This is a genomic window from Pseudohongiella sp. SYSU M77423 (assembly GCF_029911965.1).
Lineage (GTDB): Bacteria > Pseudomonadota > Gammaproteobacteria > Pseudomonadales > Pseudohongiellaceae > Pseudohongiella.
On record NZ_JARYTH010000001.1, the window covers coordinates 306,264 to 328,278 of the forward strand.

The following is a 22,015-nucleotide window of genomic DNA, read 5'->3' on the forward strand; positions in this document are numbered from 1 at the left end:
CTCTAGTGTGCGCTTAAGCGCTTTTGTACACCGGGAAGCGCGCACACAGCGCCTTGACCTTCTCGCGTACCGTGTCTATCACCGACTCGTTCTCGATGTCGTCCAGAATGTCGCACATCCATTCAGTCAGTTCTGCGACTTCTTTTTCTTTCATGCCACGACGAGTGACTGCCGGCGAACCTATGCGCAGACCACTGGTCACGAATGGCGGACGTGGATCGTTGGGAACCGCATTCTTGTTGACGGTAATGTAAGCGCGACCGAGAGCGGCATCCGCGTCTTTACCAGTGATATCCTGTTTGACCAGGCTGAGCAGGAACAGGTGATCATCCGTACCACCAGAAACCACCTCGAAGCCACGCTTGATGAATCCTTCAGCCATGGTCTGCGCATTGGCGACCACCTGCTTCTGGTACTCCTTGAATTCCTTGCTCATCGCTTCTTTGAAGCACACCGCCTTGCCGGCGATCACATGCATCAAAGGGCCGCCCTGGCTTTCCGGGAAAACGGCAAAATTCAGCTTCTTTTCCAGCTCCGGGTTGGCCTTGGCGAGAATGATGCCACCGCGCGGTCCACCCAGTGTTTTGTGGGTAGTGGTGGTGGTCACGTCAGCAATCTTGACCGGACTTGGGTAAACGCCTGCAGCGACCAGACCGGCGATATGAGCCATGTCTACCAGCAGGTATGCGCCCACCTTGTCGGCGATTTCGCGGAATTTGAGCCAGTCAATGACGCGGGAGTAGGCAGAAAAACCGGCTACGATCATTTTGGGGCGGTGTTCAACGGCCAGCGCTTCTACCTGTTCGTAGTCGATTTCGCCGGTTTCTTCGTTGATACCGTACTGCACGGCATTGTAGATGCGACCGGAGAAGCTGACGCTGGCACCGTGAGTCAGGTGACCACCATGCGCCAGGCTCATGCCCAGAACGGTATCACCCGGCTTCAGCAGCGCCATGTATACAGCGGCATTGGCCTGCGAACCGGAGTGCGGCTGGACGTTGGCGTAATCGGCACCGAACAGCTCTTTGGCGCGTTCAATGGCCAGCGTTTCCACATCATCAACGAATTCACAGCCACCGTAGTAGCGCTTGCCCGGATACCCTTCCGCATATTTGTTGGTCAGAACACTGCCCTGCGCTTCCATCACACGTGGGCTGGTGTAGTTTTCTGAGGCAATCAGCTCGATGTGCTCTTCCTGGCGCTGACGCTCACCTTCTATGGCAGCATACAGCTCCGGATCAAAATTCTTGATGGTCATGCTGGTATCAAACATGCGTTTCCCCGTGACTGGAATATGACTGGAGGCGCATTTTACATGATCTGGAGCGTATCAGCATCCGGAAATTCCCTTCAAAAGCCAAGTCTCCAGCGATCAGAAGGCTTAAAATCACAGCACAACGGGATATTGCCATCCCTGAGTCGATACTGCATCTGCGCCTTATCCCCAATACCGCGCCGCTCCGTGCTAGAATTCGCGCATTGATCAGGCGCCCTCAACTCAGGCGCGCTCCGTAAAATCCTTCAACTTGTTAAAGCCCCGGAGATAAACCCCGTTATGGCACAGTTCGTTTACACCATGCACCGCGTAGGCAAGGTTGTACCGCCCAAAAAAGAGATTCTCAAAGACATTTCCCTGTCGTTTTTTCCAGGCGCAAAAATTGGCGTCCTGGGCCTTAACGGCTCCGGCAAATCCACGCTGCTGCGCATCATGGCGGGCGTAGACAAGGAGTATAACGGCGAGGCGCGAGCGCAATCGGGCATTAATGTCGGTTACCTGCCTCAGGAGCCCCAACTGAATCCTGAAAAAGATGTGCGCGGCAATGTCGAGGAAGGCATGGGCGAGGTCATCAAGCTGCTGGAAGAATTCAACGCCATCAGCGACCGTTTTGCCGAGCCGATGAGCGATGATGAGATGAATGAGCTGCTCGAGCGCCAGGGCGAGCTGCAGAATGCCATTGATGCCTCGAATGGCTGGGACATCGAGCGCACGCTGGATCGCGCCGCCGACGCATTGCGCCTGCCACCCTGGGATGCCGATGTCACCAAACTGTCTGGTGGTGAGAAACGCCGTGTCGCGCTCTGCCGTCTGTTGCTCTCCAACCCGGACATGTTGCTGCTGGACGAACCGACCAACCACCTGGACGCCGAGAGTGTGGCCTGGCTGGAACGCTTCCTGGTCGAATTCCCCGGTACCGTGGTTGCCATCACGCACGACCGCTACTTCCTGGATAATGCGGCCGGCTGGATTCTGGAACTGGACCGCGGTCACGGCATCCCCTACGAGGGCAATTACACCAACTGGCTGGAGGCCAAGGAAAAACGCCTGGAAATCGAGGCCAAGCAGGAAGCCGCCCGCGAGAAAACCATTCGCTCAGAACTGGAATGGGTGCGCAACAACCCGAAAGGACGTCAGGCCAAGAGCAAGGCCCGCCTGGCACGCTTTGAAGAGCTGAACTCGCAGGAGTTCCAGAAGCGCAATGAAACTACCGAACTCTACATTCCACCAGGCCCGCGCCTGGGCGACAAGGTCATCGAGGTCAACAATCTGACCAAGGGCTTTGGTGATCGGCTGCTGATCGACAATCTGTCATTTGCAGTGCCCAAGGGCGGCATCGTTGGCATTATCGGCGGCAACGGTGCTGGTAAAACCACCTTCCTGCGCATGCTGACCGGCGTCGAGCAGCCAGACAGCGGCAGCATTGAGCTGGGCGACACCGTGGACATGGCTTATGTTGATCAGAGCCGTGACTCGCTGGACGACAGCAAAACTGTCTGGGAAGAGTTGTCAGAGGGCCAGGACATTCTGCAGATCGGCCGCTACGAGGTACCGTCACGCGCCTATGTGGGACGCTTCAACTTCAAGGGCAGTGACCAGCAGAAATACATCAAGGAACTGTCTGGCGGTGAGCGCAACCGTGTTCACCTGGCCAAACTGCTCAAGCGCGGCGCCAACGTGCTGCTGCTCGACGAACCGACCAACGACCTGGATGTGGAAACACTGCGTGCACTGGAGGAAGGCCTGCTGAACTTCCCGGGCACCGTGATCGTCGTGTCGCACGACCGCTGGTTCCTGGACCGTATCTGCACCCACATCCTGGCGTTCGAGGGTGACAGTCAGGTGGTCTTCCACGACGGTAACTACACCGACTACGAAGCCGACCGCAAGAAGCGACTGGGTACGGAAGCGCAACCAACCCGTATCAAGTACCGTAAACTGGCATAACTACCCCGGGGCATAAATACCCAGAGGGCATAAATACCCAGAGGGCATAAATACCCGGGGGGCATAAATACCCGGGGGGGGCATAAATACCCTGGGGGCATAATCTCAGCTCAACTTTCTGGCAGGGATGCCGATATTACGTCAACACCTCCCTGACAATGCATCGCCAACGGTGCAGGGTCAGGGCCTGACAGCAGTTGACAGGACAGCCCAGCAAAATGACAGAAGAGCAGCAACGCGCGTTTACCCGCGTCTTTTTTGACGCTGAAACCATTGTGAGCCAGCCGGGGCGGGACTTTATCGTTCAGCTGGTGGATCTGTCACTGCGCGGCGCGCTTGTGCAACTGCTACCCGATCAAACCCTGAATGACGAAGAGCCTGTTGATGTAGTGATCCATCTGGGTGGTGACGTGCAGATCTGCATGGTCACTCATGTCGCCAATCACCGGGGTGACCACGTGGGGCTGGCCTGCGATTACATCGATGTCGACAGCATGACCCACCTGCGCCGCCTGGTGGAGCTGAACACCGGTGATACCAGCCTGCTGGAACGCGAACTGCACCTGCTGAGCTGAAACGTTTACACGTCCAGTTTGTCGCGCAGCGCTGCCAGTCGACGCTCCCTCTCTGCAAAACTCAAAGGCTTGTCCGGACTGCTGCCCAGTGCCGGCGGGATGGGATCATCCAGTTTTTCGCCCCGTAGCACTCGATCACACAGCTGTTGGTAATAGCGGGAGAAAACCGGGAAAACCTTCTCTTCTGGCTCAGAAGCCAGTAAAAACCAGTCAGTAGCTTTGCCAGCGCGATACACGGCCGGGTGACTCCATTGGTAGGCTGACTTGGGCGCTGGCGCGCGACATGCTTCGATATAGGCATCACGTGTTGATGGCAGACCAAACAGCTCATAACCACGCTCGCAGGCACGACGGACAGCGGAAATCGTTGGTAGAAAATCCTGTGTTTTGACCAGTTGCCGGGCGGCCGCGACCAGTTGCCTGGGATGCAGATCTGCCAGACACTCCAGCCAGTATTTTTTAGTCAGTACCAGGCGATCGGAATCACCGTAAGCCTTGTGATACTGGTTGTGATAGGCCAGTTCAAATTCGGCAAATATCTGGTTGATCGCATCAATCAGATCAGGGGAATTGGGCTCGCGCTGCTGACGCCGCTCACTCTGCCCAGCTTCGGTCTGTGAAGCGCCGGAATGCGGCTTCGAGTCCGTGTCGATCTCGCTCAACAGTTTGTTGATCTCTTGCATGGGATTGAATCACTCCTGTCCCGATCGCTTCAGGTCGCCGCGCCCAGGCGAATTTGATGAATTGCAGGAATTTGGTGTTCCAGGAAGCCTGGACCTGGCCTGCATCACGCCAATAGAGAACAAACTCGGGTATCTTGTCGCGCGCAAACTGCTCATCAATCTCGGCCAGGCGCAGCACATCAAATACTTCCTCGCTGGGCTGCCAGCCTTCCGGAATCGGCCGCGGCACACCATCGTGCTCCACCGAGGCCTGATAGCGCGCCCATTGCCGGCGTATATGGCCAACAAAGCGCGTATTCCAGGCACCGTCCTGCTCGCCGCGTTCACGCCAGTATAGAACAAATTCGGGAATGGCGTCCTCAATGAAGGCCTCACTGATGCCGGCATTGACCAGTATGGCTATTGCTTCTTCACCCGGGCGCCAGCGAGAGGACATCGGTGTTTCCAGAGAACCCGCGCTGCGTCGACTCTGATCTTCGCGCCACTTTTGCAGCACATGCTTGTAGAACACATTACCCCAGGAAAAGCGCGATTGACCCCGGTCTCGCCAGTACATCACAAACCCGGGCACCAGCGATCGAGCGAAATCCTCAGGAACGCCATGTTGACCACACAGCACCAGCCATTCGTGATCCGGCTGCCAGTCTGCAGCAATATAGCTGGCCCTGCCGGGCTGATCAGGCGTCGACCGGGGCACCGGAGCAGTCACGGGTGCAGGCGCTGAACTGGCTTGCGCAGTCTGGCCGACAGACTCTTTCTGGTTGATCGCGAAAAACCAGCTGTCCCCGCGCGAAGTGCCGGCATCTACCAACAGCAGGCCCAGTTCCTGCAGGCTTTGCTGTATACGCTTGATATCGATCCAGGCCCAGAACGGCATCAGGTCGAGCAGGTCCTGTTGCCCAAGCTCCACCCAGCTCAAGCCATCGCGCCGCTGCGCACCACGAAAACTCAGCTGTTCGCTCAGCACGTGCAGCAGCACGGCCTCTTCCAGACCAATGGTGGCGGCCAGTGTCGGTGACACGATCAGTGGACGTTCGGGAATCAGCGAAGACTGCATAACTGGACCGGAGTTTGCTTTATCTATTTAATGTTATTGAATGCTTAAATGATCAAGTGACGTTTTTATCAGCTCCCGGGACCTCGATAGCAGACCGGCAGGCTGACCGCCTGAGAGAACGGCAAGCTTAACACAGCGCTGGCTGGCTAAGACATAAAGCTGACGGCTTCATTGCACCGCATCGTAAACTGGGCCTGCCAGCAGCGGGGGCGGCTCGCAGCGCATCACAGGAAGGCACCTGATTTGGCGCACCAATATGGTGCAACCCACCTTCAGGCGATCCACGCAAGGGCGTCAGGGAGACAATCATGGCCACAGAACCGGAAAAGACCAGCCGCCAGCAATCGGTCGAAGATCTGCTGACGCTGATAATGGTTGAGGAAAATCTTCCCGACACCTGGCTCCAGGATGCCGTGAGGTGGTTCGTACCGCTGGCTCAGCACATCGCCAATCTGCACCATAAAACAGCAACTCCAGTCTGCATTGGCATAAATGGTGCACAAGGCACAGGTAAGACCACGCTGGCACGGACACTAAAAATGCTACTGGAACAATGTCATGGCTTACTCACTGCTGCACTGTCGCTGGATGATTTCTATCTGTCACGACGCGCACGGCAGGACCTGGCCATGTCTGCACATCCCCTGCTGGTAACACGGGGCGTCCCCGGCACTCATGACACACAGCTCGCAATGGATACTATTACCCGACTCAAGCACGGGCAGCCTGTCCAGTTGCCGGCATTCGATAAAGCAGTCGACGACGTGGTGGCTGCTGAGAACTGGCAGCGCCTGACAGAACCAGTCGCCGTGGTGCTCTTTGAGGGCTGGTGCATTGGCCTGGGCCCGCAGTCAGATGAGCAGCTTGCCGAACCGGTCAATACACTGGAGTCCACAGAGGACCCGGGCGGCCTGTGGCGCCATTACGTCAATACGGCACTGGCAGCTGACTACCAGACCCTGTTTCGGCAGCTCGACATGCTGGTGATGGTGAAAGCCCCTGACTTCGACTGTGTGTTTGCCTGGCGCCTGCATCAGGAACAACAGCTGGCCAGACGCCTGGCTGATTCAACATCGGCAAACGAGGCGCCGAAGCTGCGACTGATGAACGCCGAACAGATCAGCCGCTTTATCGCGCACTATCAGCGCCTGACGGCTCACTCGCTGTCTACATTACCTTCAAAAGCGGATGTTGTGTTTACTCTGGACACCAATCATCGCATCACAGCGGGGTTGTATCGTGAACACTGAACAGCGCCCCGGGCTACTGATATTCACCGACCTGGATGGCACACTGATCGACCATTACAGTTATAGCGCGGACGCCGCGCTTGGCACGCTGGCAGAGCTGCAGGCGCTAAAGGTTCCGGTGATTTTCAACACCAGCAAAACCATCGATGAGTGCCAGTCACTGGCCAGCGAGCTGAATCTGGACTGCCCCTTCATTGTCGAGAACGGCTCCGCCATCTGCTTCCCTGACCAGGCCTTTGCGGAACAGGCCAGACAGGTAATGGGCTCCGCCACCTGGCAAAGCATTGAAGCGCTGGACGACGACCAGCCACTGTCTGTTTGTGTGTTGGGCGCCGAGCTGGCCTCGATCCACGAGCAACTGATGCCGCTGCAATCCTCATTCGACTTTCTGGTACTGAGCATGACGGATGTGGACACCGTCTGCGAGCTGACCGGACTGAATAAAGAGCAGGCGCGAAAGGCACAGCAAAGACGCTACAGCGAACCGCTAATCTGGCGCGACAGTGAACCGTCACTTGCCGGGTTCAAAAAGCAGGTAGCCGCGCTGGGCCTGACGCTGCTTCAGGGCGGACGCTTTATCCATGTGCTGGGACCCAGCGACAAGGGGCGCGCACTGCAGGCGCTTTCGGCCTGCTACCGGGATATCTACCAGAAGCCATTCGAAACCGTGGCGCTGGGCGATAGCGGCAATGATCTGGCCATGCTGCAGGCCGCCGATCACCCCGTGCTGATTCGCTCTCCAGCACACGCACTGCCAACTCATAACAACATCAAAAACTTACGCATCAGTCAGTCGACCGGACCCGCCGGATGGGCGGAGTGCATCAGCGAACTGATTCAGCCAGGTAACAAACAGCGAGGATAAAAGCATGGGAGATTTTCATCAAAACGGCGTTGTGACCACGCTCCACAATCTCAGTCGCCGGCCGTTGCCAGAGCTGGAATACGAGCTGCAGGTATTTTCAAAAATGCGTCCGATGACGCTGATTCTGCCATCGCTGTTCTCCGAACTGGAGGGACCAGCACTGCCCAATATCATCGACGAGCTGCAGAAAGTGCCTTACCTCAGCCAGATTGTGATAGGCCTCGACCGCGCCAACAAAGAGCAGTACCTGCATGCCGGTGAATTCTTTGGCCGACTGCCCCAGCATCACCGCATACTCTGGAATGACGGCCCAAGGCTGCGCGCCATTGATGCGCGTTTGCAGGAGATGGGCCTGGCGCCAACAGAAGCGGGCAAAGGCCGCAATGTCTGGTACTGCCTGGGTTACACACTGGCGTCACGCAAGAGCCAGGCCATCGCCCTGCATGACTGTGACATCCTGACCTACTCCAGAGAATTACTCGCCCGACTGATCTATCCGGTTGCCAATCCGGGTTTCAATTATCAGTTCTGCAAAGGCTACTACGCCCGTGTCGCCGACGGCAAAATCAATGGCCGGGTATGCCGCCTGATGGTGACCCCACTGCTACGCGCCCTAAAAAAGGTATTTGGCTCCCTGGACTATCTGGACTACCTCGACAGCTTCCGCTATCCACTCGCGGGTGAGTTCTCATTCCGGACGGATGTGGTGCATGATCTGCGCATCCCCAGCGACTGGGGACTGGAGATCGGCATACTGTCCGAGATGTATCGCAACTATTCCACCAACCGCATCTGCCAGGTCGATATCGCCGATATCTACGATCACAAGCACCAGGATCTTTCCGCCGATAATGCGGCCGCGGGTCTGTCAAAAATGTCTGTTGATATTGCCAAAGCGATCTTCAGAAAACTGGCGACCAATGGTGTGGTGCTGTCCAGCGAGACCTTTCGCACTTTGAAGGCAACCTACTTCCGCATCGCACTGGATTTTGTTGAGACCTACCGCAACGACGCCCTGATCAATGGTCTGACACTCGACATTCACAAGGAGGAACAGGCAGTGGAACTGTTTGCCCAGAATATCAAACAGGCTGGTGACTACTTTCTCGACAACCCCATGGAGACCCCCTTCATCCCCAGCTGGAATCGGGTATGCAGCGCCGTTCCCGACATCCTTGAACAGATCCGGGCAGCAGTGGATGCAGATACAGAGGAGTTCCTCAATAAATGACAGATCTGTTTCAGCGTGTCGTCAATCACCTGACGCATATTTACGCCGAACTGCCGCCAGCGGCGATCGAGACTTTGGCACGCCAGCTGCTGGAAGAGATGCGGCTGCCACCCAAGGCCAGCCAGTCTGCACGGCGACCAGGTCACTGGAGCGAGCGTGACTCGTATTTGATCTGTTACGCCGACAATGTGCTGCCGGACGCGGATACGCCGGCACCCCATACGCCATTGCAGGCACTGCGCAGCTTCCTGGATACGCACCTGCGCGGAGCGATTACCGGCGTACACATTCTGCCGTTTTTTCCATGGAGCTCCGATGACGGATTCGCTGTCAAGGAATACACAGAGGTAGATGCTGCAGTAGGCTCCTGGCAGGACATAGAAGATATCGCTGCGCATTTCCGATTGATGGCCGACCTGGTCATCAATCATTGTTCTTCCGAACACCCCTGGTTCAGGAATTTTATTGCTGGTACTGATCCTGGTGCAGACTACTTTTTCTGCGCCAGCCCGGAGCTGGATCTGAGCGAGGTCATTCGCCCGCGCACCAGCGACCTGTTACGTCCGACCGAAACTAAAGACGGCCTGAAACATGTCTGGTGCACCTTCGGTCATGACCAGGTCGATTTTGATTTCAGCAACCCTAAAGTCCTTGTGGAGTTTGTCCGCATTGTTCGACTGTATCTGGATCGCAAGGTCAGTGTTTTCAGGCTAGATGCCGTTGCATTTATCTGGAAGGAAATTGGCACCGTCTGTCTGAACCTGGAACAGACACATGAGATTGTCCGCCTGCTACGTGCGCTTATCGAAAACGCCAACCCCGACGCCATCATCATTACCGAAACCAATATTCCAAAACGGGAGAATCTGAGCTACTTCGGCAATGCCAACGAAGCGCACAGCATTTACAATTTTTCCCTGCCACCCCTGCTGCTGTTCACCTTGCTGAACGGCAACTGCCGCCACCTTAAAAACTGGCTGATGAGCATGCCGCCGGCACAGATGGGAACCTTTTACTTTAACTTCATTGCCTCGCATGACGGTATCGGGTTGCGTCCGGCAGAAGGCCTGCTGAGTGATGAGGAAATACACGATCTTATTACAGCCACCGAGAGAGCTGGCGGACTGGTGTCCTGGCGTGCCACGTCCAGTCTGACGCGCCGCCCCTATGAACTGAATGTCAGCCTGTGGGATGCTCTCTCCTTCACCATTGCGAACAGTCACCTGGGGCCCGATCAATGGCACCTGCAGCGTTTTATCTGTGCACATGCCATTCTGCTGGCTCTGGAAGGTATTCCTGCCCTGTACTTTCACAGTCTGATAGGCAGTGGCAATGATCTGGAGCGGGTGGCGAGAACACAGCACAACCGCCATATCAATCGCCGCCGCTGGCCCCAGCATGCCCTGAATACGGCCCTTGCCGACCCGGACAGCCACCATAGCCAGGTGCTCCAGCAGCTCAAACACCTGTTACAGATCCGCCAGCAACAGCCGGCTTTCCACCCGAACGCCACACAGTTCACGCTGCACCTGGGTGATGCGGTGTTTGCGTTCTGGCGTCAAAGCCTGCAGCGCGAGCAGAGTATTTTTGCACTCAACAATGTGTCAGACACTGAGCAGACCATTTCTTTGTCAGACATTAACCTGATTGACACCGATGACTGGCGGGATCTGATCAGCGACACACCCATCACCCTCAATCAGTCGCAGCTTACTCTGGCGCCCTATCAAAGCGTCTGGCTCAGTAATCGATAAAATTACGTATTGCAGTGATCGGACGTCAGCTTATTCGCGTATGATGTGCTTAATATTAATTGAGCACAGGAGCCAGCCCATGCTGGATGTCGCGCAACAAACCATTCAGAAGCTGGCTACACCAGCCGGACGCATCATACTGGGTGTGTACTTTCTGCTCCCTGGTCTGATGAAGTTCACCCAGTACGATACGCACGTCGAGTACATGGCCTCTCACGGCATGGTGTTCATTCCGTTTTTCCTGATCCTGTCGGGCATCATTCAGGTCAGCGGCGCCCTTGCTTTCTTTGTGGGTTACCAGGTCAGACTCTATGCCTTCCTGCTGGCCGGCATGACGGTGATCATCAGCCTGGTCATGCATGATTTCTGGACCATGGAAGAAGGTCTGCAGCGCAGTCACGAAACGCAGAACTTTTTTAAAAACATGGGCATAACCGCCGGGCTGCTGGTGCTTATCAACGCCGGTGCGGGCGCCTACAGTATTGATAATAGATCGGCAGCCCGCTGACCGGGAACAAGCCGTCAGACGGCGGGATTTTCCATTAACCCTCTTGGAAAACGACAACGATTCTGACATATTATGCGCCCCGGTCAGGTGCAAAAGCCTGTACCTGATTGCGTGACCCATCGGAGTGTAGCTCAGCCTGGTAGAGCACCGTCTTCGGGAGGCGGGGGTCGGAGGTTCAAATCCTCTCACTCCGACCAAATTTCTTCAGCTACAGGGAGAATGATTTAATCACCTGTCATGCTGCAGCCCATTCGCTTTTATCATCCCTCGGTCACCCAGATCCTGAATCTGGTTGAGCAACTGCAACACTGGCAGTCAGACAGTATCTCAGCCATCAGCACGGCACAGCAGCAACAGCTGATGGCCGTATTTGCGCATGCGCATCGCTATTCACCAGCCTGGCGCCAGCGTCTGGAGCAGGCGGCATTCAGCCCCGCAGGAAACGCGATGGATATCCTCACTCGGCTACCGGCGCTAAGCCGGGATGACCTGCAGGTAGACGCGGCGCAGTTTCGCGCGCACTGGCCAGACATGCCGGCCCGGCAGATGAAAATTGCGCAGAGCTCCGGCTCAACGGGAACGCCTGTGCGCGTGGAAAAAGATATCAGCCGATATCAGCCACTTTACTCAGCCATCTCCTGGCTTGAGACTCAGTGGCATCAACGCGACCCTAATCGTCGTTTTGCAGTTCTCGGCACAGGCATGAAACCGGCCAGACAAAAGTCCTGGGGCAACATGCACGCAGCACTGGGATATCACGGAGAAAGCGAAGTACGCGCCGCAGAGCAGGATTCCCTTGACGGTCATCTGGACTGGCTGCAGTCTTTTCAGCCCGACTACCTGAAATGCAGCCCCAATCTGGCCGGAGAGCTTGCCGACAGAGCGCTGCAACGCGGCATCACACTCCCGCTTAAACAGGTTTTATCCCACTGGGAGCGCATCAGCCCACGTGATCGTGCGCTTTGTCAGCAGGCCTTTGCCGCCCCGATAATCGACCGCTATTCCTGCGAGGAGCTTGGCTGGCTGGCCCTGGAATGTCCAACTCACGGCAAACTCCATGCGGTCAGCCCGACGGTGCTGCTGGAAATTGTCGACGACGAGCTTAAGCCCTGCCCACCGGGTGTGCCTGGTCGCGTGCTGGCCACCTCTTTGCAAAGTGCCGTCATGCCGCTGATTCGATACGATCTGGGAGATCTCGCGCAATGGGGAGAACCCTGCGGATGCGGGCTGGCATGGCCGGTTATCGACAAGCTGTGGGGACGCGAGCGACACATGATTGAGCTGAGTAACGGCACGCGCATCCCCATGCCGTTCCTGGGTGACGAGATTGGACGCATCGAGGCCGTCCGCCAGTTCCAGATCCGGCAATATCAGGGACTCGACCTGGAACTACTGGTAAGCTCCGACCGGGCGTTGACGCAGGAAGAGCTTCATAGACTGCAGCAGATTTTTACACGTAATGGCCTGGCGGACATTTCCCTGCACATCCGTGACCAACAACAGATCGACTGGGGCAAGGGGCGCAAACGTCAGGAATTCATAAGAATCGACCAGGGCTGGCAGGCCGGCTGATTTTGGCCCCGCTTTATCGGACAGTTGTTTCACTGGGAGGGGCTTCAAGCTACAATCGCAGATATGCGAATCATCCTTCTAGTCATATCAATACTACTTGCCAGCGCCAGCCTCGGCGCTCACGCTCAATCCTACGATGTTAATGTCGGACTTCAGGCCTTTCAGGATGAAGACTACGACACAGCCATTGAGAACTTCACAGAAGGCGCGATGATTGGGCATGCTCTGGCGCAGTTCAATCTGGGCCTGATGTATCACCAGGGAATCGGCACCCAGGTTGATCACGAACGCGCCATGCAGTTATACGCACTGGCCGCTCAGCAGGGCATTGTGCAGGCGCAGTTTAACCTCGGGCTGATGTACGATCGCGGCGAAGGCATACCCCAGGACTATCGCGAAGCCTACTACTGGTACCGCCAGGCTGCGGAACAGGGTAGCGCGGACGGCCAGTACGCTGTCGGCACCATGAACTTCTACGGCCAGGGCAGACCGCGCGACTACGAGGCAGCCATCCGCTGGTACCAGGAAGCAGCCCGTCAGGGCCATCGCGACGCACAATACAATCTGGGTGTCATGCACCTGTCTGGTATGGGAACCGAGGCAAGCCCGATCGTGGCATTGACCTGGTTTGAAATGGCAGCAGAAAACGGCAGTGCCGATGCGCAGTACAATGCCGCCATGATGTATTCCGCAGGTCAGGGGGTGGAGCGCGACGTTCTCAAAGCCCGTGACCTGTTTGCCATGGCCGCCGAACAGGGCATGCGCGATGCGCAGACACAACTGGGCATGCTGTACTCCTCCGGCAATAATGAGCAATTGCCGCGCGACTATGAACAGGCACACACCTGGTTCAATGAAGCCGCCCACCGTGGCGACTCGCTGGCACAACTTTTCCTGGGGCGCATTTATGCCGATGGCCTGGGATTGGAACAAAATCTGACAATCGGCCACATGTGGTATGAAATCTCCTACCGGTTTGGCAATGAGCAGGCCCCCCGCTACCTGACACAGCTGCGCGAGCAAATGGACCCGGAGTCTATTGAGCAGGCTGAACTGATGGCCCTGCGCTGGATGATTGCCTACGCACGCCGCAACCCTGGTTCGGTACGACTAAGGCGCGAAGAGCCTATCGGGTCTGCTGAGCAGCCAACAGCCGAACCTTCACCCTGAAGGTTCCTGGTCTCCCTAATCTAACAACCAGCCTGTACAGGCATCGCACCACTGGTGCACTCGACTGTGAAAACCCGCTCTCCAATGAAAAACAATGTACACCGGTGATCTGCCCATCCGCTCCAGTGCGTACAAGGCCCATCAACAACACACAGAAGGTAAGTAGTATGTCTCTGGAAATAATCGATTTTGGCGCCAATGACCTGGAAAACAAACTCGCCAAAATGAGCAGCAGCGAAATTGATGGCCTGGCTTTTGGTGCCATCCAGCTGGACAGTACAGGTAAAATCATTCAGTACAATCAGACCGAAGGCGCTATCACTGGACGCACGCCAGCTCAGGTAATCGGTAAAAATTTCTTTACCGACGTTGCGCCCTGTACCAACACGCCAAAATTCAAAGGTGCATTCGACAAGGTCGTCAAAGACCACAACAGCGTGATGCTGGAATACACCTTTGACTATCAGATGACACCCACCAAAGTAAAAGTTCATATGAAACCCGCTCTGGTTGGTGGCAGCTTCTGGATCTTCGTTAAACGTCTCTGACCGTGACAGCATGGTGGCGCACTTCCCCGGGCTGCGGCGCCAACGCTGACAGCGATGGGCTGCAACGCTGGCTGCGGGATTTCCTGCGCGATGTGTTGCAGCGCCGCGGGCTGTCTGAGTTGCTGGCAGATCCAGAGTTTGATCCCGCCAGCCTGCTGGACGATCCGCGCTCGTTCGCCATGAACTCACTGGATATGATCAGCATGGCGAGCCGTGCCGCTGGCAGCCTCGGACTGGACCGCACCGGCCTGTCCGACCTGCTGCTGGCCCGGCGATCCTTTCAGGGCTGGCTGGAAGTGATGCGACGCAGCCTGCAGGCCGATGACTCGCAGATTGGCTTCTACTCATCTGGTTCAACCGGATCGCCGGTAATGACTCTGCACACTGTCGATCACCTTCTGACAGAGTGCCAGGCATTTGAGCAGGTTCTGAATGGATTAGATGTGGCACCTAGACGATTGATCTCGACGGTACCCTCTCATCATATCTACGGCTTTATCTGGAGCCAGCTGCTGCCCGGCGTCATGTCGCTACCTGTTTATAGGGTACATCCTGCGACTTCCCTGCCGACCACATGGGTAAAAACACTCAAAGATGGTGATGTATTGATTTGCACACCCGACCTTTGGCAGTTGTTGCTGCAGTTGGACATGAAACTCCCCGACCGCTTTATCGGTATCAGCTCAGCCGGGGCCTTACCGGCAGATATCGCCCGCGCGATTCGTCAGAGATATCCACAGTCCAGTCTGCTTGAAATTTATGGCAGCACCGAATCAGCTGGCGTCGCTTACCGCGTGCAGGATGGAAGCGACTACCGACTGCTGCCGTATTGGCAATTGGAGCAGAACCAGGAAAGGTGGAAACTACACCATTGTAAGACAGATCTTGAGGTCGAACTGCAAGACAATCTGCTCAAAACCGGACCCGAGACAATCCAGCTGCTCGGAAGACGGGATGCCACCATCAAGATCAACGGCCATAATGTACAGCTGTCAGCACTTGCTGAGATCATAGAGCAACATTCAGATGTTGCCGCCGCAGTGGTCAATACGAGCGGCACCGACACTCAACGTCAACTGCATATTTTTCTGGCGCTCAATCATGAATCCCAGCCATCCGCTCCGTGGTGCCAACAGTTTAACGACTGGATGGATACACGACTTGGCAATGTGCCACCACCGGCATCGGTAGTTGTTGGGGCCAGTCTCCCGCGCTCATCTCTGGGCAAGGTCATCAGTTGGCAGCCAGAAAGCTTCCCACGCATAGAAGGCACTCGACTTTTCCGCTCCGCTTTCACTGTGACCTGATCGCACTCAGGCTTTTTTTTGCCATGAAAATAGTGGAATATGGGTGAAAAAATAACTGAGGACTCACCCATGCCTGAGAATAAGCACCACGCCCAGAGACATGTGCAGGCCATTAAAAATCATGCACTTACTCTAGTACTGCTTCTGATCGCCAATACCATTGGTTTATTTGCTACGACAGCCCTCGCTCAGACCAAAGATATCGTTATGGTCCCGATGCGCGATGGCGTGAATCTGGCAACCAACATCTACCTGCCGGAAGGCGATGGCCCCTGGCCGGTGGTGCTGACACGGACTCCCTATGACAAGGATGGCGCCGACCGCAGCGCAGCGACCTATAACGAGCGCGGTTACGCGCTGGTATCTCAGGACGTCCGTGGTCGCTATGACTCGGAAGGTGAAAACCGTCCTTTCGAAACAGACATAGAAGATGGCTACGACACGGTGGAATGGATAGCCGACCAGTCATTCAGCGACGGCAAGATTGGCATCTTTGGTACTTCTGCGCCCGGCATCACCTCCAACCTGGCCGCTGCGTCAGCGCCACCCAGCCTGACGGCAGCCTATGTCACCGTTGCACCGGACAGCCTTTTCTATCGATCCCGCTTTGTAGGCGGTGTGTTTAAAGAAAGTCATTCCGGTGGCTGGCTGCGCGGTCAGGGCGTCAGCGAGGACGTCATCAATGCCTACCGCGCCCGCGCGGTGCTGGACGAACAGTGGCGCGCCACGGACTTCCTGTTCCATCGCGAGAATGTGCAAATTCCTGTCTATAACGTCGGTGGCTGGCACGACATTTACGCCGAGGGTTCACTGCACAACTTCGTCTATCTGCAGAACGAGGGCCACCCTGAGGCGCGTGGCAAACAGAAACTGTTTATGGGTGCCTTTGGCCATGGCGTGCTGCAGGGAGACCTGGAGTATCCCGGCGGCGGTCTGATCAATGGTGACATGGAGCAGCAACTTCGCTGGTGGGATTACTGGCTGAAGGACATCGACAACGGCATCATGGACGAACCGCCGGTCAGCTACTACATGATGGCCTCTGCTCGTAAAGGTGCTGTTTCCGACAAAAACCGGGTGGTACACGCCGACAGCTGGCCGCCCCAGCACGAGCTTACCCGTTTCTATCTGCAGCCGGACATGAGCCTGAGCACAGAGATGCCGGATGCCAGCAACGCATCGAAGACCTATCAATTTGATCCTGCTAACCCCGTACCCACTGTCGGCGGCCAGAATCTGGGCCAGGATGTAGGCCCCCGCGACCAGCGCGAAATTGGTGAGCGCCAGGACTACCTGCGTTTCGAAACCGAGGTGCTGGAAGAGGACGTAGTAGTCGCCGGCCATATCGACATGGAGCTGTATGTAGCCACTGATGCGCTGGATACCGACTTCGTCGTCAAGCTGGTGGATATCTACCCGGACGGCTACGAAGCACTGATTCTTGACTATCCGCTGCGTACCCGCTTTCGCGACGGCCAGAATGCCGAAGACGTGAAGATGATGACGCCCGGCGAAGTTGAGAAACTGACCATTAATATGTGGAGTACGGCACAGACCTTCGAGAAGGGCCATCGCATTGGCGTGCACGTCACCTCAAGCAACTACCCACGCTTTGCGGTAAACCCCAATAATGGTGCAGCGCTGGACGACATGGCGGCGCCAGCCAAAACGGCCGAGAACACAATCTATTTCGACAGCCAGCGACCCTCGGCAATTGTGCTGCCGGTGGTCAGTGAGTCACTGGATTGATATCGAGATACTGCACCCGTCCTGCCTCATGAACAGGCAGGGCGGGCGGCAATCAGCATTTTCCGTAGCAGCACACAAATCAAAGTATAATATCAGCGTACTGCCAGCTTTTCGAACAACTCAAAATACGTCGGGAAGGTTTTTGCGGTGCAGCCCGGGTCATTGATGGTGATCGGACTTTCACCAAACGCGGCCAGCGAGAAACACATGGCCATGCGGTGGTCATCATAGGTGTCGATGCTGGCAGCTTGAATATGTGCCGGCGGTTCGATGGCAATAAAGTCATTACCCTCTTCTACAACAGCTCCCACCTTGCGCAGCTCGGTCGCCATGGCGGCGAGTCTGTCGGTTTCCTTTACCCGCCAGTTGTAGATATTACGAATGACAGTTGGCCCCTTCGCAAACAGCGCTGTCGTTGCAATGGTCATTGCTGCGTCAGGAATATGATTCAGATCGACATCCACACCCTTCAGCTCACCACGCGCCACCTCTATCCAGTCGTCTCCCCAGGTGACAGTTGCCCCCATTTGCTCGAGCACCTCGGCGAAGCGGACATCACCCTGTACGCTGTTGCGACCGCTGCCAATCACACGTACTGGCCCGCCGGCAATAGCGGCCGCGGCCAGAAAATAGGAAGCTGATGAGGCATCACCTTCCACCATGATCTCACCTGGTGACTGATAGCGCTGTCCGGCACGCACCACAAAGCGTCGGTAATCGTGGTTTTCAACTTCAACCCCGAAACGCTGCATGACATCAAGTGTGATGCGGATGTAGGGTTTGGAGACCAGTTCGCCATCCACATCAATAGTCAGGTCGTCCTGACACAATGGCGCTGCCATTAACATGGCAGTCAGGAACTGGCTGGAGATGTTGCCGCGGATACTGATCTGCCCGCCACGCAGGCCACCGGCCTTGATGCGCAGCGGTGGGAAATTCTCGTCTTGCAGGTATTCAATCTGCGCACCGCAACCGCGCAAGGCATCCACCAGGTCGCCGATCGGCCGTTCATACATGCGAGGATCGCCAGTCAGTTCAAATTCGCCTGTGCCGGCGCACAGCGCTGCGCACAGCGGTCGCATGGCGGTACCGGCGTTGCCCAGGTACAGCGCCAGCAAATGTCCCTCGCGATGGAAGGCATCACCCAGTCCCTCCACTTCGCAGGTGCTGCGATCAGCAGACAGCTCCAGGCGCACGCCCAGTTGCGCCAGCGCCTGCAACATATAACGCACATCATCACTGTCCAGCAGATTGCTGATGCGGGTGCGGCCGCTGGCCAGTGCCGACAACAGAAGAATGCGGTTAGAGAGACTCTTAGAGCCGGGCAGCGTTAGCGTGCCTTCGAATGCGCTTACGGGTTGGAGCGTCAGAGATTGCATGCCTTGGGTCCGGTCGGGAAAAATTCAGAGGGCAGCAATTATAGCGGATCGCGCAGGCTCTCAACACCCGCGCGTTGGTCGAGAAGGATCATCCATGATCCTTTCTCATATCAGCTCGGTATCAGGCCTGCCGTTCTTTGACGGTGTGATGTTTAAGGCGGTTTTCCCAGCGCTTGCGGGCAAAGCGTCGCATATTGGGAATATCATCGGTCTCGTCCATGATGGACTGACCCAGAATGGTCTCCAGCAGGTCCTCCATGGTGACAAGACCCAGCCAGGTGCCGTACTGATCGTAGACCAGGCCCATATGCTGGTGCTCATGCAGGAAGTTGCCAAGCACTGCCTCGGCGCTGACTTCGTCGGTCACCACTTTGACCGGCTTGATCAGTTCACTCAGTGGTGTCTCCGGGGAGGCATCCAGGATCTCGGCACGGAACACGATGCCCTGCGGGTGATCGTTATCATCCAGCACCGGGTAGCGAGAGAAAGCGGTGTTGCGCATCTCATCGAGGATTTCACTTACTGTGGCGTTCAGGCTCATGTATTCGCAGACCGTGCGCGGTGTCATGATGTCTTTTATCTGAACTTCGTGCAGGTCCAGGATGTTGCCGATGACACGACGTTCGTCCTCATCCAGCTGATCCGTATCGCGCCCCAGGCTGGTTAGAGCCTTGATCTCCGAGCGCAGATCGACTTCCGGATTGCCCTCCCCCATCCACTCGGTGATCTTGTCAGACATCTTGATGAATGGTTTGAGCAACATGATCATGACGCCCAGCGTGGTTGGCAGAATCGGCACCAGTGTCTGCCAGTGTCGGGCACCCAGCGTTTTGGGGATGATTTCGGACAAAACCAGCACCAGAAAGGTCATGACGGCTGAAGCCGCACCCAGATAACCGTCACCAAACACAACGCCAACCTGTGCGCCAACGCCAGCCGCACCAAAGGTGTGGGCTACGGTATTCAGCGTCAGAATTGCAGCTAATGGCTGGTCAATACGGTCTTTAAGCTTGCGTAGCTTCTCGTAGAGGGCCGGGTTGGTATCCCGGTAGCGGACGATATGGCTGGGCGTCAGCGACAGTAGCGCAGCTTCCAGCAGTGAACATATGAATGAAACACAAATCGACAGTAATGCAAAAAGCAGAAGTAGGCCCATCGAGGGTCTGTTGTTCTCCTGTGAAAACGATGAGCTGTCATGCTACTACACCGATGCCAAGCGCGACAATCAACAAATGCAGGTCTTATCATCCGGTTTTCGGCAACATCTCACCTGACTCAGGAAACCCACCTTGAATGAGCCACAAACACCCGGGCAGCGACCAATCAGACTGTCAGGGTGTCGCCTGGCAGCTGCGTCTCCCTGCGCTGCCAGACCTTCTCGTGAAAGAAATAAACAACGGTGTTGATTGCAGGCTCAACCAGAGCTACCGCGCCGCCTATGATCCAGCTGCCGGTCATGGCCCAGGCCACGCTGAATGCCGTACAAAAATGCAGCACAGCAAAGCTGGCGGTTTTTTGAAATGCTTTCATTGCTTATCCCTCTAGGATATTTTCGACAAGCGCAGAATAAGCAAAGCAAACAATAAACAAAATTTGTTAATTTCTATTCAGTTGATAATAATTATCAATAACACCAGCATCCCCGACCACTACCCTCCGAGGCGAAGGAAGTTCATAAATTCCCGCCGTGTTCGCGGCCCGTAAGTGCGAAAATGTGGTTCCGGGTTTTCCTGGTAAGCCAGCTTGCGCTGACTCAGCGAATCGCCAGCCACAAAGCGGCTGATCTCCTCCGCTGAAATCTGATAGGGGCGAGCTGCGTTCAGGCCGAACACCTTGCGGCGCAGCTCCGGTGTGATAGCCGGATAACCAAATCGCTCCTGAAACTCCTCGGAAATCTGGAAGGTACGGAACGCCTGGATCTGATCCTGCGGTGATCCGTACCAGATGGAGTCCGTCCCCCACAGCACGTTGTCCTCACCAATATAGCGAAACAGTTTGCCCAGTGAGTGCGCGGCGTTGTCCGGGTCACGCATCAGCAGTCGCCAGGTGCTGCCCAGCTCGGCATAGACATTGCTGTTGGGCGCCACTTCGTTATCCAACACCGATTGAATCAGACTGTCGATCCCCATACGGCCAGCGCCATCGGCAAAAGCCTGCTCGGTGACAGAATTATCGTAACCGGAGTGGTAAATAAGAAAATTCATATCGGGATACATTTTGGCCACGATACCCACATCATCACAGCGACTGTGCTCGATGGAGCGCGGTCCGAACGGCAGGCCTTTATGGATACAGATATTGCGGACACCCAGAGCCCGGGCCCGCTCGATCATCGCCAGTCCCGGGTCTTCGTTCAGGAAGAAGCCAATACCGTCAGGACCGAATTGTGTATAGGTTTTGAAGGCGCAGATGTCCCAGCGCTCAGCGAGTTCATCCATTGCCTCAAGATCACCGTCCTGATTCGGATTGACCCGCCCATGAATCATCAGGCGCTTACTGCCATCCAGTTGATCCACGATATTGCGGGTTTCATGCGCATCCTCGATGGTAACCGGTTCTGTCTCATGCGTTGACGGCACAAAACTCAGCACCATGATGCTGGTGTCACTGTCCAGAAACACGTCCTTGATGAATTCATCCGAACTCAGGCAGTTCAGGTAACTGCGATCGCCAGGCTGTTCACTCAGCTCGCAGCTGGCTTTTTCCATACCTGAATAGGGACGCGCGCCTTCTGGCACAAACTGCAGCCAGGCACCCTTGGGATTGACGTAATGGCCCTGGACATCAAAGATGAACTCATTGCCACCGACCTCGGCCTGAGCCAGTTGCAGATCAACGGCTGCATCGTCACTGATCTGATAGAACCCGCCCGTCTTGCCGGCAGCCGCATTGGCGACATTAAACGCCAGCAGCGTACTGGCCGCACCGCAACCAGAGATCAGAAAGCTTCGCCGGTCCACGCCTTGCCGTTTGGCATGGCTGGTCGCCTGACTCAGCGCCAGCTCGTTGCCCAGGCAGTTGGTACGCGACAGAGGCATGGGGGCATATTCGCCGTTTGAGGTTGTGTCCACCTTGATGGGCAGACGTGTTCCGTCCCGATCGATCGCGTGTTTCATGGCCGTTCACCTCTAATTGTTATTGTAG

General features: G+C 56.1%; 19 protein-coding genes and 1 tRNA gene. 13 read left to right on the top strand and 7 right to left on the bottom strand.

The annotated features are described in order from the left end of the window. Positions 1-13: 13 nt before the first annotated feature. Positions 14-1,273, bottom strand: coding sequence for a serine hydroxymethyltransferase (gene glyA, locus QGM61_RS01375; RefSeq protein WP_281131583.1), 1,260 nt, complete (start codon positions 1,271-1,273; stop codon positions 14-16). A 282-nt stretch (positions 1,274-1,555) separates the two neighbouring features. Between glyA and ettA the strand changes: the two genes are divergently transcribed. Continuing rightward, the gene (gene ettA / locus QGM61_RS01380; RefSeq protein WP_281131584.1) at positions 1,556-3,223 is read left to right on the top strand and encodes an energy-dependent translational throttle protein EttA; all 1,668 of its coding nucleotides are present in this window, start codon (positions 1,556-1,558) and stop codon (positions 3,221-3,223) included. A gap of 218 nt (positions 3,224-3,441) precedes the next feature. Continuing rightward, positions 3,442-3,798, top strand: a complete 357-nt coding sequence (locus QGM61_RS01385; RefSeq protein WP_281131585.1) for a PilZ domain-containing protein — start codon at positions 3,442-3,444, stop codon at positions 3,796-3,798. 5 nt (positions 3,799-3,803) lie between these two features. Here the strand turns inward: QGM61_RS01385 and QGM61_RS01390 are convergent, their stop codons facing one another. Both QGM61_RS01390 and QGM61_RS01395 read right to left on the bottom strand, forming a co-directional pair. Further along, positions 3,804-4,481: a replication protein P gene (locus QGM61_RS01390; protein ID WP_281131586.1), complete on the bottom strand. Its 678-nt coding sequence runs from the start codon at positions 4,479-4,481 to the stop codon at positions 3,804-3,806. Continuing rightward, positions 4,393-5,538, bottom strand: coding sequence for a DnaT-like ssDNA-binding domain-containing protein (locus QGM61_RS01395; protein ID WP_281131587.1), 1,146 nt, complete (start codon positions 5,536-5,538; stop codon positions 4,393-4,395). The genes QGM61_RS01390 and QGM61_RS01395 overlap by 89 nt, the downstream gene beginning before the upstream one ends. Before the next feature lie 308 nt (positions 5,539-5,846). Here QGM61_RS01395 and QGM61_RS01400 point away from each other — a divergent pair, with 308 nt between their 5' ends. The 11 genes from QGM61_RS01400 to QGM61_RS01450 all read left to right on the top strand — a co-directional run bounded on the left by QGM61_RS01400 (position 5,847) and on the right by QGM61_RS01450 (position 17,492). Then, positions 5,847-6,788: a hypothetical protein gene (locus tag QGM61_RS01400; protein ID WP_281131588.1), complete on the top strand. Its 942-nt coding sequence runs from the start codon at positions 5,847-5,849 to the stop codon at positions 6,786-6,788. Then, positions 6,778-7,653, top strand: a complete 876-nt coding sequence (locus tag QGM61_RS01405; protein WP_281131589.1) for an HAD-IIB family hydrolase — start codon at positions 6,778-6,780, stop codon at positions 7,651-7,653. The genes QGM61_RS01400 and QGM61_RS01405 overlap by 11 nt, the downstream gene beginning before the upstream one ends. A gap of 4 nt (positions 7,654-7,657) precedes the next feature. Next, positions 7,658-8,884 carry a glycosyl transferase gene (locus tag QGM61_RS01410; protein ID WP_281131590.1) on the top strand — a complete coding sequence of 409 codons (1,227 nt, stop codon included), beginning with the start codon at positions 7,658-7,660 and terminating at the stop codon, positions 8,882-8,884. Next, complete coding sequence (locus QGM61_RS01415) at positions 8,881-10,638, top strand: alpha-amylase family glycosyl hydrolase (protein WP_281131591.1); 1,758 nt, start codon at positions 8,881-8,883, stop codon at positions 10,636-10,638. Before QGM61_RS01410 ends, QGM61_RS01415 begins: the two co-directional genes overlap by 4 nt. Before the next feature lie 79 nt (positions 10,639-10,717). Beyond that, positions 10,718-11,146 (top strand): DoxX family protein, encoded by a 429-nt coding sequence (locus QGM61_RS01420; protein WP_281131592.1) that lies wholly within the window; start codon positions 10,718-10,720, stop codon positions 11,144-11,146. 120 nt (positions 11,147-11,266) lie between these two features. After that, positions 11,267-11,343 (top strand) — tRNA-Pro (locus QGM61_RS01425). Between the two features lie 40 nt (positions 11,344-11,383). After that, the gene (locus tag QGM61_RS01430) at positions 11,384-12,718 is read left to right on the top strand and encodes a phenylacetate--CoA ligase family protein (protein ID WP_281131593.1); all 1,335 of its coding nucleotides are present in this window, start codon (positions 11,384-11,386) and stop codon (positions 12,716-12,718) included. Positions 12,719-12,781: 63 nt separating this feature from the next. Beyond that, positions 12,782-13,888 (top strand): tetratricopeptide repeat protein, encoded by a 1,107-nt coding sequence (locus QGM61_RS01435; protein WP_281131594.1) that lies wholly within the window; start codon positions 12,782-12,784, stop codon positions 13,886-13,888. Between the two features lie 167 nt (positions 13,889-14,055). Next, positions 14,056-14,436: a photoactive yellow protein gene (gene pyp, locus QGM61_RS01440; protein ID WP_281131595.1), complete on the top strand. Its 381-nt coding sequence runs from the start codon at positions 14,056-14,058 to the stop codon at positions 14,434-14,436. A 2-nt stretch (positions 14,437-14,438) separates the two neighbouring features. Then, on the top strand, positions 14,439-15,743 hold the full coding sequence (locus QGM61_RS01445; RefSeq protein ID WP_281131596.1) for an AMP-binding protein: 1,305 nt from the start codon (positions 14,439-14,441) through the stop codon (positions 15,741-15,743). Between the two features lie 69 nt (positions 15,744-15,812). Further along, entirely contained in the window at positions 15,813-17,492 is a 1,680-nt protein-coding gene (locus tag QGM61_RS01450; RefSeq protein WP_281131597.1) for a CocE/NonD family hydrolase, read from the top strand. Between the two features lie 92 nt (positions 17,493-17,584). On the opposite strand, the gene aroA is transcribed toward QGM61_RS01450, so the two are convergent. The 4 genes from aroA to QGM61_RS01470 all read right to left on the bottom strand — a co-directional run bounded on the left by aroA (position 17,585) and on the right by QGM61_RS01470 (position 21,987). Then, on the bottom strand, positions 17,585-18,871 hold the full coding sequence (gene aroA / locus QGM61_RS01455) for a 3-phosphoshikimate 1-carboxyvinyltransferase (protein WP_281131598.1): 1,287 nt from the start codon (positions 18,869-18,871) through the stop codon (positions 17,585-17,587). A 121-nt stretch (positions 18,872-18,992) separates the two neighbouring features. Next, complete coding sequence (locus QGM61_RS01460; RefSeq protein ID WP_281131599.1) at positions 18,993-20,027, bottom strand: CNNM domain-containing protein; 1,035 nt, start codon at positions 20,025-20,027, stop codon at positions 18,993-18,995. 167 nt (positions 20,028-20,194) lie between these two features. Beyond that, positions 20,195-20,401, bottom strand: a complete 207-nt coding sequence (locus QGM61_RS01465) for a DUF2061 domain-containing protein (protein WP_281131600.1) — start codon at positions 20,399-20,401, stop codon at positions 20,195-20,197. A 119-nt stretch (positions 20,402-20,520) separates the two neighbouring features. After that, positions 20,521-21,987 carry an amidohydrolase family protein gene (locus QGM61_RS01470; protein ID WP_281131601.1) on the bottom strand — a complete coding sequence of 489 codons (1,467 nt, stop codon included), beginning with the start codon at positions 21,985-21,987 and terminating at the stop codon, positions 20,521-20,523. Positions 21,988-22,015: the final 28 nt, after the last annotated feature.